At 38.9% G+C, this 16503-nt stretch carries 19 protein-coding genes; 12 read left to right on the top strand and 7 right to left on the bottom strand.

The window, feature by feature from the left end; translation table 11 throughout:
- The first annotated feature begins 39 nt into the window (after positions 1–39).
- The 12 genes from NYP67_RS04330 (at position 40) to NYP67_RS04275 (ending at position 7724) form a co-directional block, all read left to right on the top strand.
- Positions 40–1071 carry a DUF881 domain-containing protein gene (locus NYP67_RS04330; protein WP_060785981.1) on the top strand — a complete coding sequence of 344 codons (1032 nt, stop codon included), beginning with the start codon at positions 40–42 and terminating at the stop codon, positions 1069–1071.
- Between the two features lie 19 nt (positions 1072–1090).
- Positions 1091–1423, top strand: a complete 333-nt coding sequence (locus tag NYP67_RS04325; RefSeq protein WP_004130859.1) for a small basic family protein — start codon at positions 1091–1093, stop codon at positions 1421–1423.
- Between the two features lie 14 nt (positions 1424–1437).
- Complete coding sequence (locus tag NYP67_RS04320; protein ID WP_004130857.1) at positions 1438–2319, top strand: DUF881 domain-containing protein; 882 nt, start codon at positions 1438–1440, stop codon at positions 2317–2319.
- Between the two features lie 18 nt (positions 2320–2337).
- Positions 2338–2778: an FHA domain-containing protein gene (locus NYP67_RS04315; RefSeq protein WP_004130855.1), complete on the top strand. Its 441-nt coding sequence runs from the start codon at positions 2338–2340 to the stop codon at positions 2776–2778.
- 30 nt (positions 2779–2808) lie between these two features.
- Entirely contained in the window at positions 2809–3327 is a 519-nt protein-coding gene (locus NYP67_RS04310) for a MerR family transcriptional regulator (RefSeq protein WP_004130854.1), read from the top strand.
- 270 nt (positions 3328–3597) lie between these two features.
- A complete protein-coding gene (locus tag NYP67_RS04305) occupies positions 3598–3762 on the top strand; it encodes a hypothetical protein (protein WP_004130853.1) in 165 nt (54 codons plus the stop codon).
- Between the two features lie 14 nt (positions 3763–3776).
- Entirely contained in the window at positions 3777–3980 is a 204-nt protein-coding gene (locus NYP67_RS04300) for a hypothetical protein (RefSeq protein ID WP_004130852.1), read from the top strand.
- Positions 3981–4134: 154 nt separating this feature from the next.
- A complete protein-coding gene (locus tag NYP67_RS04295) occupies positions 4135–4509 on the top strand; it encodes a hypothetical protein (RefSeq protein WP_032840178.1) in 375 nt (124 codons plus the stop codon).
- Positions 4510–4537: 28 nt separating this feature from the next.
- Positions 4538–5491, top strand: a complete 954-nt coding sequence (locus NYP67_RS04290; RefSeq protein WP_116437129.1) for a hypothetical protein — start codon at positions 4538–4540, stop codon at positions 5489–5491.
- Positions 5492–5493: 2 nt separating this feature from the next.
- Entirely contained in the window at positions 5494–5784 is a 291-nt protein-coding gene (locus NYP67_RS04285) for a hypothetical protein (RefSeq protein WP_421791387.1), read from the top strand.
- The gene (locus NYP67_RS04280; protein WP_101886468.1) at positions 5781–6479 is read left to right on the top strand and encodes a zonular occludens toxin domain-containing protein; all 699 of its coding nucleotides are present in this window, start codon (positions 5781–5783) and stop codon (positions 6477–6479) included. Before NYP67_RS04285 ends, NYP67_RS04280 begins: the two co-directional genes overlap by 4 nt.
- Before the next feature lie 141 nt (positions 6480–6620).
- Positions 6621–7724 (top strand): protein rep, encoded by a 1104-nt coding sequence (locus tag NYP67_RS04275; protein WP_473411205.1) that lies wholly within the window; start codon positions 6621–6623, stop codon positions 7722–7724.
- Positions 7725–7727: 3 nt separating this feature from the next.
- Here the strand turns inward: NYP67_RS04275 and NYP67_RS04270 are convergent, their stop codons facing one another.
- The 7 genes from NYP67_RS04270 to tsf all read right to left on the bottom strand — a co-directional run bounded on the left by NYP67_RS04270 (position 7728) and on the right by tsf (position 16494).
- The gene (locus NYP67_RS04270; protein WP_004130844.1) at positions 7728–8447 is read right to left on the bottom strand and encodes an HAD hydrolase-like protein; all 720 of its coding nucleotides are present in this window, start codon (positions 8445–8447) and stop codon (positions 7728–7730) included.
- A gap of 81 nt (positions 8448–8528) precedes the next feature.
- Positions 8529–8876, bottom strand: coding sequence for an RNA polymerase-binding protein RbpA (locus tag NYP67_RS04265; RefSeq protein ID WP_004130843.1), 348 nt, complete (start codon positions 8874–8876; stop codon positions 8529–8531).
- Between the two features lie 58 nt (positions 8877–8934).
- On the bottom strand, positions 8935–11517 hold the full coding sequence (locus tag NYP67_RS04260) for a DEAD/DEAH box helicase (RefSeq protein ID WP_004130841.1): 2583 nt from the start codon (positions 11515–11517) through the stop codon (positions 8935–8937).
- 10 nt (positions 11518–11527) lie between these two features.
- Complete coding sequence (locus NYP67_RS04255) at positions 11528–11902, bottom strand: hypothetical protein (protein WP_004130839.1); 375 nt, start codon at positions 11900–11902, stop codon at positions 11528–11530.
- 1 nt (position 11903) lies between these two features.
- Positions 11904–13832, bottom strand: a complete 1929-nt coding sequence (locus NYP67_RS04250) for a helix-turn-helix transcriptional regulator (RefSeq protein ID WP_004130835.1) — start codon at positions 13830–13832, stop codon at positions 11904–11906.
- A 227-nt stretch (positions 13833–14059) separates the two neighbouring features.
- The gene (locus NYP67_RS04245; RefSeq protein ID WP_020757638.1) at positions 14060–15487 is read right to left on the bottom strand and encodes a UTP--glucose-1-phosphate uridylyltransferase; all 1428 of its coding nucleotides are present in this window, start codon (positions 15485–15487) and stop codon (positions 14060–14062) included.
- 155 nt (positions 15488–15642) lie between these two features.
- Positions 15643–16494: a translation elongation factor Ts gene (tsf, locus tag NYP67_RS04240; RefSeq protein WP_004130831.1), complete on the bottom strand. Its 852-nt coding sequence runs from the start codon at positions 16492–16494 to the stop codon at positions 15643–15645.
- Positions 16495–16503 lie beyond the last annotated feature (9 nt).

The following is a 16503-nucleotide window of genomic DNA, read 5'->3' as shown; positions in this document are numbered from 1 at the left end:
TACGATTTTTGAAAACTAATCAATAACAACGGATGAATCATGGTGGAAAAGACTTCTAATCTAAATCAAAGCGGAGATTATGCCTCTAGTGGCAAAGCTCCAGAGTCTTTTCCTGCTCCAACTGTTGTTTTGTTTTCTAAGCGCAGAGCAGTATTTTCTAAATCCGTGTTTAATTTAGGCGCTCATCACGTTACAAATTCATCGTATACTTTTTCATCGCATCGAGATAGGCATCGTAGGCTTGAAGATTATTCTCTTAGACTAATAGATGATTTAAGCAACAGGCCAGTTGATCCGCTTTTTATGGATTCTAGACTAAATAAGCAAAATGTTAGCAAGATTAGTCTTTGGATTACAAGAATAATTGTTTTTTTAATTTGCATTGCTGTTGGTACTGTTGGTAGTCAATTCGTACGTAAACTACACGCTGATTCGCGTAAAGCTATACGCGTATCTTTAGCGAACGAGCTTACGACTCACGCAAGCAGATTCGATAATCTTGTTAAAGAAGTTGCAAAGCTTCGCGCTAGTGTAGACAAAGAGTCTAAAAGAATTAACACTCCGTACGAAAATCAAGTTGATAAATCCGACAACATGACTAATGGCACTCACGCTGTATATGGCCCTGGTGTTGTTTTAACTATTGCAAATCCTATTTCTGCAAGTAACGATGTTTCTAATGGCTCTCTTCCTAGAGAAATGTCTAAAGGTGCTAGAATCAAGGTTGTTAGCGATCGAGATATTCAAATCTTTGTTTCTATTCTTTGGGATGCTGGAGCAGAAGCAATATCAATTAACGGATACAGGATTGGTTCTCAAACATCGATTCGTACTGCAGGATCCACGATTCTTGTTGGAGTTAATCAAACTCAAAGCCCGTATACGATTGAGGCAATAGGAGACAGCTCTAGCCTTATTGAAAAGTTAAATTCTCAAAAGCATTCTGAATGGTTTACTTCTCTTACAAATGCTGGTATTAATCCACAAGTTTCAGCTACTAATAACTTAAAGTTGTCGGCAGCTGGAACGGGAGAAGTCAATTTTGCAAAAGAGTTGACTAGTAGAAGATAGGAAAGATAGGAAATAGGTTATGACAGCTATTCTTGGATTGATTTTAGGAGCACTTATTGGCATTGTTGTGCATCCAGATATTCCAGTGGTTATTCAACCGTATTTGCCAATCATGGTGCTTGCTGCACTAGATGCTCTTCTTGGCGCTGCTAGAGCTTATTTTGAGCGCAGCTTTTCCGACAAAGTGTTTGTTATTTCGTTCTTCTCAAATGTTATTGCTGCAACGCTTTTAGTTTTGCTTGGCAACCAGCTTGGAGTTGGTGCACAATTGCAAACAGCTGTTATTGTTGTTTTAGGAATACGAATCTTCTCTAACGTTTCTGCAATTCGTCGTTTTATATTTAGGGGATAGATTCAGGGGATAATATGAAACATCCACTTGCGAATACTTCAAAAAACAGCGTAAAAAACAATGAATTAAGCGATAATAATATTGATAAAAATATAGACAATATTGTTAAACGGCTTCATCGCCAGCATGCTAAAGATAGAGAAAGCGACCGCACTCAAACAGGTTCCTTCCCGAAAGTTACGCGCAAAAATAAGCCATCTTTGCAAGGTCATGTTACAAGAACGCGCATTCTAACAGGCTTGCTTGTTATGCTTCTTTGCGCTCTTCTTAGCTTTGCATATATGATTCAAGTAAATCGAAGTGCTCTTGTGTACCAAACTATGAGCGAAGACGAGCTTACACGATTGATCACGGAAACTAATTCTCAAATACAAAATCTTGAACAACGAAAGTTTGAATTAACAAGTCAGCTTAATTCTCTAAAAGCATCTGTGAATAAGCAAGAAGAAGCTGCTAGAATTGCTAAGCAAAATTCGCAAACAAGCGGCTTGATTTCTGGTAGACTTCCAGCAATTGGAAAAGGTGTTATTATTCATATTACAGCTGGAGAAAAAGAGCGCGTAGATGCTGCAACTATGTTTCAGCTTATAGAAGAGCTTCGCAATGCTGGTGTGGAAGTTATGTCTATTAACGACATTCGTATTGTGACTTCTAGCTATATTTCCGACGCTAAGCATGGATTGCTGTGTGATGGAATCGAGATAAATCCTCCTTACATAGTTAAGGCGATTGGCGATGCGCAAAATTTGCAAAACGCCGTAAATATTGCAGGGGGAGTTGGATCTAGATTAAAAGTTAAATTTGGCGCTTCCGTATACGTTTCAACGCCTGAAGAGGTTGAGATTCGTTCAACACGCGAACCAAAACAATATCAATATGCAAAACCGGTCGAATAAGAAGGTAAAATAGCAATTATGACTGAACCTATTCCTACAGCTGGCGAAACAACCATTATTGGCATGCCAGCAATAACTATTCCTGTAAATTCTAGTGCAGACCGCCCTCTAAAGCAGGATGATTTAGACACAATAGCAAAACTACTGCCAGGCACCGCTTTGCTTATTTCTACACGTGGGGCAGTTTCTGGGTCTCGTTATTTGCTAGACGAAGATGTTGTATCGGTTGGGCGTGATTCCAGAGCAGATATTATGCTTGACGATTCTACTGTTTCTAGAGCGCATGCTGTTTTTAGAAGGAATGGGAACGTTTTTAGCATTGCAGATGCGGGCAGCTTAAACGGAACATATGTTAATCGTAATCGAGTTGATGAAGCAGTTCTTAATAATGGCGATGAGATTATGATTGGCAAATATCGCTTAATGTTCTTTACGCAAAGTGCTGTTAGTAAACGATAGCGATCAACACAATAAACACAATAAACAATAATGGTATTGAAAAACTCTTCTAAAAAGAATGCGCTGGCCGATTTTGATGAATCTAATAATCAGCCAGTGCAAGGGGAGTTGTTTTCTTTTTCTAGCGATGGAGAAGAGTCCGTTGGGTATCGCGGAAGCGTTGCAATGAAGATTGCTGGAATAACCTATAGGCAACTTGATTATTGGGCTAGAAAAAACATTATTGTGCCTTCGATTAATCCTTCACACGGGTCTGGATCCAGACGTTTATATTCTTTCAAAGATATTTCTATTATGGCGGTTGCTAAGCGACTTTTAGACGCTGGAGTAAATCTTACAAATGTTACAACAGCTATAGTTTTTTTGAATTGTTATAGTGTTAATCATCTTGAGCGCATGACAATAATTTGCGATGGTCAATCTGTTATGGAATGTAACAATAATCAAGAAAACATGTTTAGCATGCTCGAAGGCGGCTCAGCTGTTTTTGCAATCGCAGTTGGATGCATTGTTAAGCAAGTACGAGCTGATTTATCTAAAGAATCTTAAAACTAAAGAATCTTAAAACATAAAATTTATATCATATTGAAAATATCGAAATATTAAGAATAAAAAAAATAATGAATAATAAAAAATGAAAGTGGTGTGCTGATTCTAATTCTTATGTAGTGTGTTGTATTCGTGATTTATAACAAATCTGACATAACGTACATTATCGGATATTGTCGTCGTTGGCTTAGTTCTCGTGGTTTAACACTATATCTCAATCTTAAAGATGTTCCAAAACTAAAATCTAGATAATTGAAAGGGGGTGATTAAATGACTGATGTTAATGCTACTTTGCGACTTGTGCATGCAACGTCTAAGGCGAATAATCCTTATGATTATGTTGCTGTTATTGTTGCTGGTCAAGAGATTTCTCGTCTTTTTTTGAAACCTCTTGAAGTTAAGTATTTATTTGATTCTAAAAATGTTGTTATTTAGTAAGGAGTTTTATTATGTATTCTGCACAAATTTTAGCTGATGGTTCTGGTATGGCTGGTTGGATTGCTTCGTTTCAAACTGCTTGGAATACTGGAGCAATGTGGAATGAGCTAACTGCAGCGGGTGCTCTTATTGGTCTTGTTGTGGTTTTTTCTTTTGGTTACCGTATTATCCGTAAATTGGTTAAAGGCGTTTCTAAAGGTAAAGCTAATATTTAACGTTTATTGTTGTCATTGGATAAGCTATGTATGATTTTCAACCTTTTTATGATGTTATTGTTGAGTTAGGAAAGACGCTTGTTCCGCTTGCCGTTCCTGCTATTTGTACATGGCTTATCCTTTCCTGGATTTTTGATTTATTGTATAGATCATAATGCGTTTTGTTGATTCTCGTAATACTAAAGGTTTAAGTAAGCCTGTTTATGGTGATTCGTTTTGTATTGTTGATACAAATCGTTTGTTTTCTTATCGTGCTGGTGATTGGTCATCGAGACGTAAGTATGCTGTATATGTTAAGGCTGGTGTAAGTGCTGATGAGTGGTTTTTATCTTCGTATGCGCAAACCTATGATAGTCGTTCTCCTTGTGAGAATTATGAGACGTATTCGGTACAAGTGCAGCCCTCTACTCATTTTTTTACGGCAGAACTCGTTACTGATGCTTTGTTATGTACGACGATTATTTGTTCGATTGTTTGGCTTATTGTGCGTCCTATTTTTCCTCGTCGTTTGCGTTCCGACCGTCGCTAATGCTTCTATTAATACTCCTGTTGATAGCGTGCCCATTAATGGTAACATTACTGTTTCTAATGGTTCTCTTTCAAATTTAGGTACTGGTGCGGTTGCTTTAGCTCGTGGACAAATTATGTCTATTGATGCTATTTATCCCGTTGGTTTGCAAGCTGGTGATATTGTTGCTGTTTCGATTCATCAATTGAATTCTGATACTTCGTTTGGCGTGAAGTGGGGTGCTTTATCGAATTATCCTTATTCTTCCCTTTTACAGGTTGATGTTGCTGCTAAGACAGCGTATTTTAAGTGTCTTTCTTCTTCTTGCGCTTTATCGTCTGTGGCTAAGCTTCAAAATGATGCTAATTATTTCATTACTGCTTTTCGTATTCGGGGTGATAATCTTGCTGATATTAAGGCGTATTTGGATCAGTTTAATAATTGGTTTTCTACGCTTTCTAATCGTCTCATTAATGTGAATGATACGCTTGCTGATATTCGTTCTAAAATTGATGGTATTTTTACTTGGTTTCGTTCAATTAATGATTATCAAGATATACGCACTGGTAAAGTTTTAACTGAATTACATAAGTTAGAAAAGTTGTTGAAAGATCAGGAGCGTGATCGAGAAGAACAGAAGAAAAAAGAACAGCAAGCTAATGCTGATGCAGAAAAAAAGAAAAATGAGTTTTCTAAGAAGAGTGATAATGATACAAAAGCTGAAAATAATGTTAGTAAGCTTTCTTCGCTTTTTACGAATCTTTTTACTACATCTCCTAAACCTCCTAATATTAGTGCATCATATAATGGTGTAAAATTGGATTTTGATTTTGATGCTATTCCTGCTCCTCCTGCATGGCTTATTGCGTTAGAAGCTCTCCCCCTTTTTTATATTTCTTTACGTTGTTTTGCTAAATTGCTTCGTCTAATGCCTGAGCTTGTGCGTGCTTGGCGTGAGCGTTCTATGTCTTTGAGTATGGTTTTTGATTTCTTAGGAGTGTAGGTATGCTTGATTTTGTTCGTGTTGGTATTCGTACTGCTGTTATTACTGCTATTTTTGTGGCACTTGGTGTTCTTCTTGCTGGTTTGTTTAAATTATTTTCTATTATTCCGTTTCCTGATGTTTCGCTTGTTACTGATGCTTTTAGTATTGCTTTTTGGTTTCTTCATCGTTTTGCGCCACCGCTTGTTTGGACAATACTTTTTATTTCTGCTTTAATTGTTTTTAAGTTTACTGTGTATGTGGCGTATTTAGTTAATCTTGCGGCTAGTTGGGTTTTGGAGATATTTCAATGAAAATAGATTTTGAGTCTTTTAGGCATAAGTCACCTAAAGCTTTTACAGGTTTTCCTACAGGAACGCGCGTGTATAAGGGTTTTCAAGGATCTGGGAAGACCTTGAGCATGGTACATTATGCGCTTAAAATTTTAAAAGATTATCCGGATTGCATATGCTATAGTAATATTATTATTAATCATCCACGTGTAAATCTGTTTTTTACGAATGATGAATTAGAAAACATTCTTAATATGACCGTTGGTGATAAAGGGTTATTACTTCTTCTTGATGAAGCGCATCTATTTTTTAATAAGAAACGTGGTATTAGTCTTGATTTTCTTGCTGCGATCTCTCAACAACGTAAAAATCGTTTCCATATTGTTATGTCCTCACAAATATGGGAAGAACTTGACATTAGTTTACGTAAACAGGTAAAAACAATTGTTAATTGCCATAGCTTATTACGTACTATTATCGTTAATGATGTATCAGATGGTGAAACACTTTCTTATGATAAATTACAAGGCGCATATGTAGCTAAAAAATTGTATACGTATGTTTTTCATATGACAAAACGAGAAACTTCACTCTATGACACATATCAGCGTATCGCACGCAATGACGAATACTCACACACTTCTACACGCTCTACGGACTCGCCGTGCTCCGCAATTCAAATCAACCTTCCCAAACACGCACTTCTCCGTGCGTAAAAATCAGACCGTCCGAACTGTTCGCACAGTACTGTGCGCAGTTCGAGACGGCAAAATAATACTGCAACCAATGGTTGCAGTATTATCATAATTTTTTTATAATAGCATAATCAATACAATTTCTCTTTAAGGATAATTGAAATGACAGTAAATATCAAGTCTCACAAGCTTCGCCAAGCTCTTGGTAATTCGGAAGAACGTGTCAGCTCTTTGTGGGCTTTGCGTTCTACAATGCAGAAAATCGTTACTCGTCATACTCTTCGCGATTGCGGTCATGTTATTAATCATGCTGCTGCTGTACAAAAAATAAAATCAGATGGTTCTGGCGCGTTTGGTGGATTGGCTACCTGTAGTAATGTCTGGTGTTGTCCTGTCTGCTCTGCAAAAATCGCGCACTATCGTGTTGAACAAATTAAACTGTTAGTTGACTGGGCTAAACGAAATAACTACGTGATAAGTTTGCTAACATTAACTCAACGTCATCATAGAGGTGACAAATTAAAGCATTTGTGGGAATCAATTAGTCACGCTTTTAGCAAAGTTCAGCAATCGAGTGGTTTTCACTCTTTTCGTGAAGATCTTCTCGTTGGTTATGTTAAAGCAACCGAAGTTACCTTCGGTGATAACGGTTGGCATGTCCACTATCACGTGCTTATGATTACTACTCGAACTTTTGAAGGTTATCACTGTAATAAACGTGGTGACACTATTCGCGATTACATTGCTCAAACTTTTAAGCGTCATCTTGCGAAATATGGTGTTGATTTTATTGCAGACTCTGGTGGTTTAGATTGGCAAGTTTGCCGAGACGGTACTGAGCGTATTGTTGCTAAATATGTGTCTAAAGTGCACGGTGATATATCTAAAGAATTGACTTTAGGTAACTTTAAGAAAGCACGCGTAAAAAGTAGTCGCACACCTTTTCAAATACTCGCTGATATTCAAGAAGACAACTTTCAAAACAAGCAAGATATAGCAATCTTTAATGAGTTCGTTTCAGCTTCTCGCTATCGCGCTTTCACTGTTTTTTCTCGCGATCTTTTCGACATGCTACCACTAGAAGATTTAGACGACGAACAAATCTTAGAACAGCGCAGTGATCGTGATACACTTTTCTTCATCTCAAAAGACGATTGGGAAGTCATACGCGAAGACGGTACAGCTCCCCAATTACTCGCTTTTGTTGAGTCTACAGATGACGTAAGAGACATTATCGGATACTTATATAGAATTATTTTTATATAAATATTATTTGCGCAAAGTATTAGAATTATCAAAATATTCATCAATAGCAATGCTCAAATCACAAACATTGTCAATAATCCTATAAGCACCGTGCTTTTTAAGCTCACCAGGCTCTGCGTAGCCCCAAGCGCAACCAAGACAATCAATGTAGCAAGCTAATGCGCCATCTGCGTCCGTCCATCGATCGCCAACCATTAATGCTTTGTCTAGCGAATAGTCAAAACCAATATTTTTTAGAACATAACGTATAACTTGGTCTTTTTTAATTCTAGACATATCGGCACTTGCGCCGTAAATTCCATCAATCAAATCTGTTAAACCAAAATAATCACAAATAGGCTTAACTTGATATTCTGGCTTGCAAGATGCTGTAGCAAGATAATATCCAGATTCACGTAGTTTCTTTAATTGTTCTGGAATGCCTTCATAAACACTATTTAAAAGACTTCCAGTGATTTTACTACCACTAGGATTTTTAGGATCTGTAAAAGTTGCAACTTCGGAATAATACTTTCTATACAACTTTACGCCTTCTAATTGCAAATCTTCTGGCATGCCATTTCGTTGAAAAGATTCAAGAATAGACGGCCCTACAAAACGCATCATCTCTTCATCGTCTGGAATTTGCATTCCTAAATCGCTCATAGCTTTTTTAGCACACGCAATAATTCCCATATGAGATTGAGTCAAAGTGCCATCTAAATCAAGCAAAACAACTTTCATGGAGTTTTCCCTAAAATCCTAAATTAAATAATTAATATTAGTGATTAATCACAAAATTAAAGTAAAACTACACATCAAAGACTACTCGTAATCAGGAATCCAACCTTCGTGATGCATTTTCAAGCGCTTATCGAGCAAAGCTTTAAGCTCTTCTTCGCTTCTGCGCTCTAAAAGCATATCCCAATGAGTTCGAGTTGGCTTATTAAAATCATCATCTGGCCTATCTGCGTCGCCTTCTTTATGCGCTAAAGCGCCGCAACGGCATTCCCATTCTTCTGGAACTTCTGCACCTTGAGCAAGCGGGAGAATAGTCCTATGCCCTTTAGGACAAACATATGTAACATCATTACGAGCTGCAAAATCAACATTATCGTCGGATTCTAACGACTTTGCACCAATGCTCATACCACGTAAACTGCGTTCTGCCATATTATATTCTCCTTTTAGTTTCCATTATAAAGCTAGCGAATTGCACGGACTATAAATACTAAACATCACAATAGGCTACTACCCCACGATTAATTATTTGAACTGCTTCATATGCTTTGTGTGCTAACGAATCGTCTACATTAGGCAAAATTCTTAAATAATCGCTAAGAACAGCAAGCTGATTAAGCAAGTCTATAAGTCTTTTAGCAAAACGAACAAAATCCCCACCCGTAATATCTGTATTTTGCAAAATATCAAGCAAATCAGCGCCTCGCGCCCAATCGTATATAAGGTCTACTGCGCCAAAATCAAGCGATTTCAACGCATCAAGATGATTATTTAAGCACATATTGCTTATGCGCATAAACAATTCCTTTAGTCTAGAAACAGTATTGAATACAGCGCCGTCTAATCCGCCAGGATATCTTCTTGGCTCCAATCCAACTGGACCTCTAGACTCATAAACCAAAGAAGATACACAACTCAACAGCTCAATAGGAGTTAAATCGTTAAAAATACCTTCGCAAATAGCTTGCGCAAAAACAACATCAAGCTCGTTATAAAGTCGTCTAAGAAGCTGACCTTTATTAGTCAAAGCAAACGTATTACCTGTTTCTTTTAAGTAATCCAAACTACAAAGAACGTTGCAAATACGGTCAAAACATCTTGCAACAGAACCAGTTCTAGAATTATAACGTTCTTTAACTTGATTTAACTCTTTTGTTTCTCTGGCCCAATAATAGCCCCAATGCAAGTGACTCTGAATATCTGGGCAATTTGCGCAAGGATGGTTTCTTTCTTGACTACGCAAACTAGCAATTTTGTTATCTAACTCTTTGAAGGCATTTGAACGCTCTAAATCGCTGGAAAACAGCGTATGCTTAAGTTTTCTACGCTGATCATGTTGAGCGTCTTTAAGGCGCATTCTAAGAGTCATAAACTCAGCAAAATCGCCATTAGAACAATGGAAAGCTTGCTCATAGCCACTAATCGCCTCTTGAAGCTCTTCAATACGACTCAAAAGGCGCGCTGCAGAAGCGTTCGCTTCCCATTGAGCAAATGAGCTACTAAGCGTTACTCGAGCTGTTTTTGCATCGCTATTATTAAGAAGATTAACCGCCATGTTAAAAGTTGGAACAAAGCTAGAGTGAAGAGGATAAACACGCTTACTAGAAAGAGAAGCCGCTTTAGCTGGGTCAAAATCAGGATTGTCTATTAAAACAGCATGACCAATATCGTCAATTCCACGCCTGCCAGCTCGGCCAGTAAGTTGAGTAAACTCTCCAGGAGTAAGAGGAACATGACCTGTGCCATCATACTTAACTAGCTTTTCTACAACAACGCTCCTAGCTGGCATATTTAAGCCTAAAGCAAGCGTTTCTGTGGCAAAAATAATCTTAATAAGACCACGCTCAAAAAGAGTTTCAACAATATGCCTAAAAATCGCAATCATGCCTGCGTGATGAGCCGCGAATCCTTGCTCAAGAGCATATCTAAAGCGTTCAAATCTAAGCGCTTTTAAGTCACTTTTAGAAAGCTTATTTTGCGAGATCATTGAATCAACAATTCTACGAATCTCGTACATCTCTTCATCGCTGGTAAGAGCTAGACCAGCGTTTAAGCATTGCTGAACAGCTTGATCGCAACCAGAACGTGAGAAAATAAAGTAAATCCCAGGAAGCATATTAAGATAATCAAGCTCGTCAATAACAGCCCATCTTTTAGGAGTATGACGAACAGTTAAAGACGACTTGGAATTTTTTTGTAAATCACTAGAGCGATCGCGCGATTTTCTTTTAGAAAATCGTCCTTTAGAGAATCTCTTATCTTTACTTAAATAAGAAGATTTTTTGCGCAAAGCAGCATTTTCCCACTGGCTTAACTTTCTAGTTAAAGCAAGATTTACACGATTCGTTGGATTGCCATTTTTGTCTGAATCGTAAAGATTAAGAAGCTCTGGCTCTGTTTGGCCATCTTTTTGGATAATAACATGACGTTCAAGAGGAACAGGCCTATGCTCATCTACGATTAAATGAGTGTTTCCGCGAACAGAAGAAATCCATGCGCTAAAATCTTCAACATTAGAAACAGTTGCCGAAAGTCCAATAATTTTAACGCTTTGCGGAAGATGAATAATAACTTCTTCCCAAACTGCTCCTCGGAATTTATCTGCTAAATAGTGCACTTCGTCTAGAACAACAAATCCAAGCGAATTAAGTGTTATTGAACGCTCATAAAGCATATTTCGTAAGACTTCTGTTGTCATAACAACAATATCTGCTTCACTGTTAACAGATGTATCTCCTGTTAACAGACCAACTTTATTAGAGCCGTAAACTTCGCAAAAATCATGATATTTTTGGTTGCTAAGAGCCTTGATTGGAGTTGTATAGAAGGTTTTAACACCGCGATTTACACCCAAAAAAACAGCAAAATCTGCTACAACAGTTTTACCAGCACCTGTAGGAGCAGCAACAAGAACGTTATCTCCATTTTCTAGAGCATCAATTGCCTCAAGTTGAAAATCATCCAAATCAAAGCTTAAGGAGCTTTCAAATTTAGCAGCCATTGATTTAGAATGTTGCAAAGTCTTGCGAAACGCACTAAATCTTTGAGACGGAGATAATGGGAGCGTAGTCATAAACTATTCTTTAGTTTCCTTTAGTTTCTTTAGATTCATTAAAAATTGGATTGTCAATATCTTCTTTGCGCAAAGACACATTATTCCAATGCTGCCAAACAGTCCTATGAGAATCCCCTACTTTTTCTTGGCGCTTCAAAACTCTAATTCGAGCCTCTTCTACACGTTGCGCAGCATCGAAAATCGGACGCGTAAAAAATGGATATGAATCCTTTTTCAACGAATCTTCACTGTTTTGCAACTTTTCAAAACAAGAATAAGCCTTAGTATAAAAACTTGTGCAATTCGTTAAAATTTTATACGCGCATTTAAGCGCGTACGCAAGCCCTGCACCAATCATGCATAGCATAAAAAGAGTTAATAAAAGCCAAATCCACCATGGCATTTTAATTCTCCAAGTTTTGGCAATCGCTATTATTAACGCTTAATTCTCGCTGTGCTCGAGCAATAATCATAGTGCGCAAAGTTTCTGGAGAAACAGCTTTAATATGACGAGCGTGAGCAATGCAAAATGCAACAAACCAAGAGTCGGAAGAAACCGTTAAATGAACCTTAACACCAGTTCCACAAGGCTCGATGGTAGCTCCAGAAAGACTCTTTAAGAAGTTCAAATCTGGCTCATCTGTAATAAAGCATGTTTGAGTGCCATTGTCAAAACTCCATTTTCTAAGTTCGCTAACTGGAACATCTGGAATTTCTACAGGGCAAATAGGCTTAACAACTTCTGCACGCTCAATTCTTGCAACGCGCAAAACCTGCCAAATTCTAGGCAAACCGTTTGCTTTATTAATCGAAGTGTCTTTTGCAACAAAAGTACGCTTATCTTGTGGAGTTTGAGCCTCAACATCTGTCCAAACAGCAACGTAGTAAACGCCTTCATCAACAAAAATCTTAGAAGGAGCAACAATCTTTCTGCGCGTTCTACCAGCACCGTCCGTGTACTCCATGTCGATTAATGCATTAGCACTAATAGCACTGCGAACAACAGAACAATTTCTAGGCTCCACCTCGTAACCAGTAAGGCTAAGCCAAGGAGTCTCCCCTGGGCTAACATGCCTACGCAAACGCATGTAAAGCGCTTTGGCTTGATTTCTTTGTTCAACAGGCAAAAGAGGAGAATGCGCAAGGTAGTTGATAGAAGCCGTAAGCATGCTCATATATTGTTGAGAAACTCCAGCTAAACGCTCAAGACCAAGCGAATTAGTTGCGGAAACAATACCTTCGGCTTCTAAAAGAGACCAATCAATATCGAAGAATTGGCTACCTGCCATCTCGCCATCGTCGGAAACAGTAGTAAGCGTATTAATGTCTTTATGCAAAATCGCAACAAATCTACGAAGTTCATCGTCATTCTTAGGTTTGCCAATGAATCTTACAGCAAGCTCATTTAGTGGGAATTCTTCTCCAAGATGAGCAGAAAGGAAAAGCATTAGTCGAAGTCTGCGATCTACTTCGCTTCCAGTTTGGAAAGACGTCTTCTTCTGACGAGACTTGTCTGGCTCGTTTTCCGAAAGGGCTTGATTATCTTCCGCATTAGAACGTGCAGAATCAACGCTTTGATCAGCGTAATTCTCGTCGCATTCAACGAATTGCGTAGCAGCATTCAGCCTTCTATAGAAAGCGTCCACAGCTTCTTGAGGGCTTACAACGCAAGAACCTGGATGTTCAAGAACAAACATTGCTAAATCGTCGGAATCAGTGTATGCAACGTTCAAATGTTCACCATCAACGTCAACAGTTGCTGCAAATCTTCTAGAATCAATAACCTTAACCAATGCGTCTGGAATTGTTTGAGTTCCAAGCCCTGGAGCAATCGAATCTAAGCCCAAACCAGGAATAGGTGTTTGAGGAACGCGCGGAGCAGTACGAGACGCAGAAGAATGTTGCTGATCTACTTTGCGCGATTCAGAAGAAGAAATCGACATAGAGCGAGCTAAATAATTAGCAGCTGCAAGAACAGGAAGCTCTTCTTGTTCAAAACGAATACGCACGCGTGGTTCGTCACCAAGTTGCAACCTGTAAGATGCAAAATCTTGGCCTTCTGACTTTGAAGAATATTCAGGCTGACGAGATTCAATCGCAATACCCATAGCTGCAAGCTTTGCACGATCTCTTTGGAATTGCTTTGCAAACGCAGCCTTTGCAGCTTGGTCGGCAAGCTCTCCATAAGAATCGGCATAAGCCTTAACTCGTTGCGCAATCTGACGCGAAGTCAGCCATTGTGGAAATGCGGAAGACAACACAGCTAGCACATCAAGCTCGTGTTTACCCCACTTATCGGAAAAACGACGTCTTCCGTTACTTCCTTCTGCCATTTGTCCTCACGTATCGTTTCTTTTGTAGTTTCATCTTGTGTTAAAAACATGCGAAAAATGCTAAATTCTCAACACACACCTTAACTATTTTAATGGTGTTTTGCCATACGTGTGGACATTTTCAAAAAAAGTCATCAATTTTCTTAAAAAGCCATTAATCAACACTATAAAAACGTTGGAATAAGGCCATTTTCCACACGACACGCCCGAATGAATTTATTTTGTGATTACACCCACTCATCTGGTTCAATGCCCTGAGGCCCCACAAATTCGCCATTTGGAACGTAGCTTGGCTCCCCCGTATCTTCTAAAACAGCATCCGCAAACATAGAAACTTGACTTCCAAAAGTCCAATCGCCTCGTATTGTAACAGATTTTGCAGCCGCCAAAGCTGGAACAGAATACGGGAATCTTTCGTTAAAATCATCAATAGTCTTATAAAATCGTGGATCTAAATCCACATTTGGAAATATGTAATTGCCATCTTCCATCTCGTAAGAATCCGTAAGATGGAAGCGATCAGAACGCATTATAAACAAATCGTTAGTTGTCTTTACAGGCAAAAATCGCATTCTATCAACCTCAACGCAAATTGCATCATCAAAAAGAGAAACAGCAGAGCCCATAGCAGTTTCAAGCTGAATCACCTTTTCGCTTGAATCATCAGTTGGGTCAACAGTCTTGTGATTGCAAATAACTGGAAGAGGGAGAACACCTTTATATTTTTTAAGAATCTTTTGCAAAGCATCAACACGAATCCAAATATTATTAGTATTAAAATAAGGATGTTTATTAATACTTTGCGCACTTCTTCTATCTTCTGCAGCAACTTGAGTCATTTCGCGAAGCATCATTCTGCCAGTTTCAAGACTTCTAACAATATGACCACCTTTACGGTCTGCTTGAGTACGCTTAGCAACCTCAATCATGATTGATGCACCAGTATTTTCAAAATGCTGAGCAAGAGTCCTAGACGGTCTTGCGCCTAAATTGTCGGAGTTAGAAATGAACAAGTACTTAATGCCATTTTTCTTTAGAATATCCAACAATCCAGATTCCCAAATAGTTGAAAAAATGTCACCGTGACCCGGAGGGCACCATTCTAAACTACTGTCTTTAGAACAAGAAACAGGCTCACCCGTTTCCTCTAAAAGCTTTGGCTCTTGATGCTGAATAATTTCAACAGGAATATTTTCTTGAGAAAATTTTTTTGTACGCTTTAATACTTGTAAAGTATCTTTAGACGTGCGGAAAGAGTTCATAAAAATCAAAGGCAAATCAACGCCTAAACGTTGGCGCGCTGTAAGAACTTGACCAATTATAATATCAATAAATCTCATTTGACGAGCTTTATGTCTTCTAACTGGCAATAGCGACTTTGCGCAAGACAATCCCATTGACGTTCCAAGACCACCATTTAGCTTAATAAATGCTGTTTTTGAAAACGCGTTAACGGCTTTATTGTGATCAATTGTTTCATAAATCTCATGAAAATTTGGCACAGTCTTAATAGGTTCTACTGCGTTTTCGCGAATAAATCCGCCAGTTTTAGCTTCATTCCACACTTTATAAAGACGTTCAAATTGGCTAATAGCAACTTCGCTCATACCGTGTTCGCGCATCTTTGCAGCGGACAATTCAAAAGTGTTGTCCATTTAACGCAGCCTCCCTGTATGCATTTTGATTAATAGTTTATCTGCTCAAACAATATGTTGCAAACAAAAATGGACTCACGCGTTAAACACGCAAGTCCATTTTTACATTTCAAATAGTTTTCAGTAAAAGAAAATTATTTGAAACTTAGCAAAAACTATTCAGCAGAGCCTTTGCCAACCTCAACACGAGCGAAAGCTAAAGCAGAGCCGCCAACTTCCTTGAACAAGTCGCCAATAGTCTTGGAAGGATCCTTAACATAAGCTTGCTCAAGAAGAACAGTTTCCTTGAAGAATGCGTTCAAACGGCCTTCAACAATCTTTGGAACGATCTTTTCTGGCTTGCCTTCTGCCAAGGACTTTTCGGTAGCAACGCGACGCTCGGACTCCAACACATCTGCTGGAACGTCTTCGCGGCGGAGCCACTGAGCACCCATAGCGGAAATTTGCAAAGCAGCTTCGTGAGCAACCTTAGCGCCTGCTTCGTCGGTAGCAATCATAGAAACAATGCTTGGAGGCAATTCAACGGACTTCTTGTGAGCGTAAACCTCAACGTGAGGACCGTTAACCTTGGCAATCTGGCCAACCTTAACGTGCTCGCCAAACAATGCTGCTGCTTCTTCAACTTCTTCCTTAACAGTAGCATCTCCAGCCTTAGCGGCAAGAAGCTCTTCTGCATTAGAAGCATTGGCTTCAATAGCATTGTTCAACACAGTTTCGGAGAATTCAACAAACTTTGGTGTCTTAGCAACAAAGTCAGTTTCGGAATTCAACTCAACTGCATAACCAGTTTCGCCTTCTGCAGTCTTAACAACCTTAGAAGCAACGGTTCCTTCTTGGGCCTTGCGACCTTCACGCTTGCCAGCGGCCTGAATGCCCTTAGCGCGGATGATTTCCTTAGCGCGAGCTACATCGCCTTCGGCTTCAGTAAGAGCCTTCTTAACGTCCATCATGCCTGCGCCAGTTTCTTCGCGCACCTGCTTAATCAACGCTGCAGTAATTGCTGCCATTTTGTTCTC

This window comes from Gardnerella sp. c23Ub_4 (assembly GCF_055804115.1).
The sequence above is the reverse complement of the archived record's forward strand: the minus strand, read 5'-3'. Positions and strand labels throughout refer to the sequence as shown.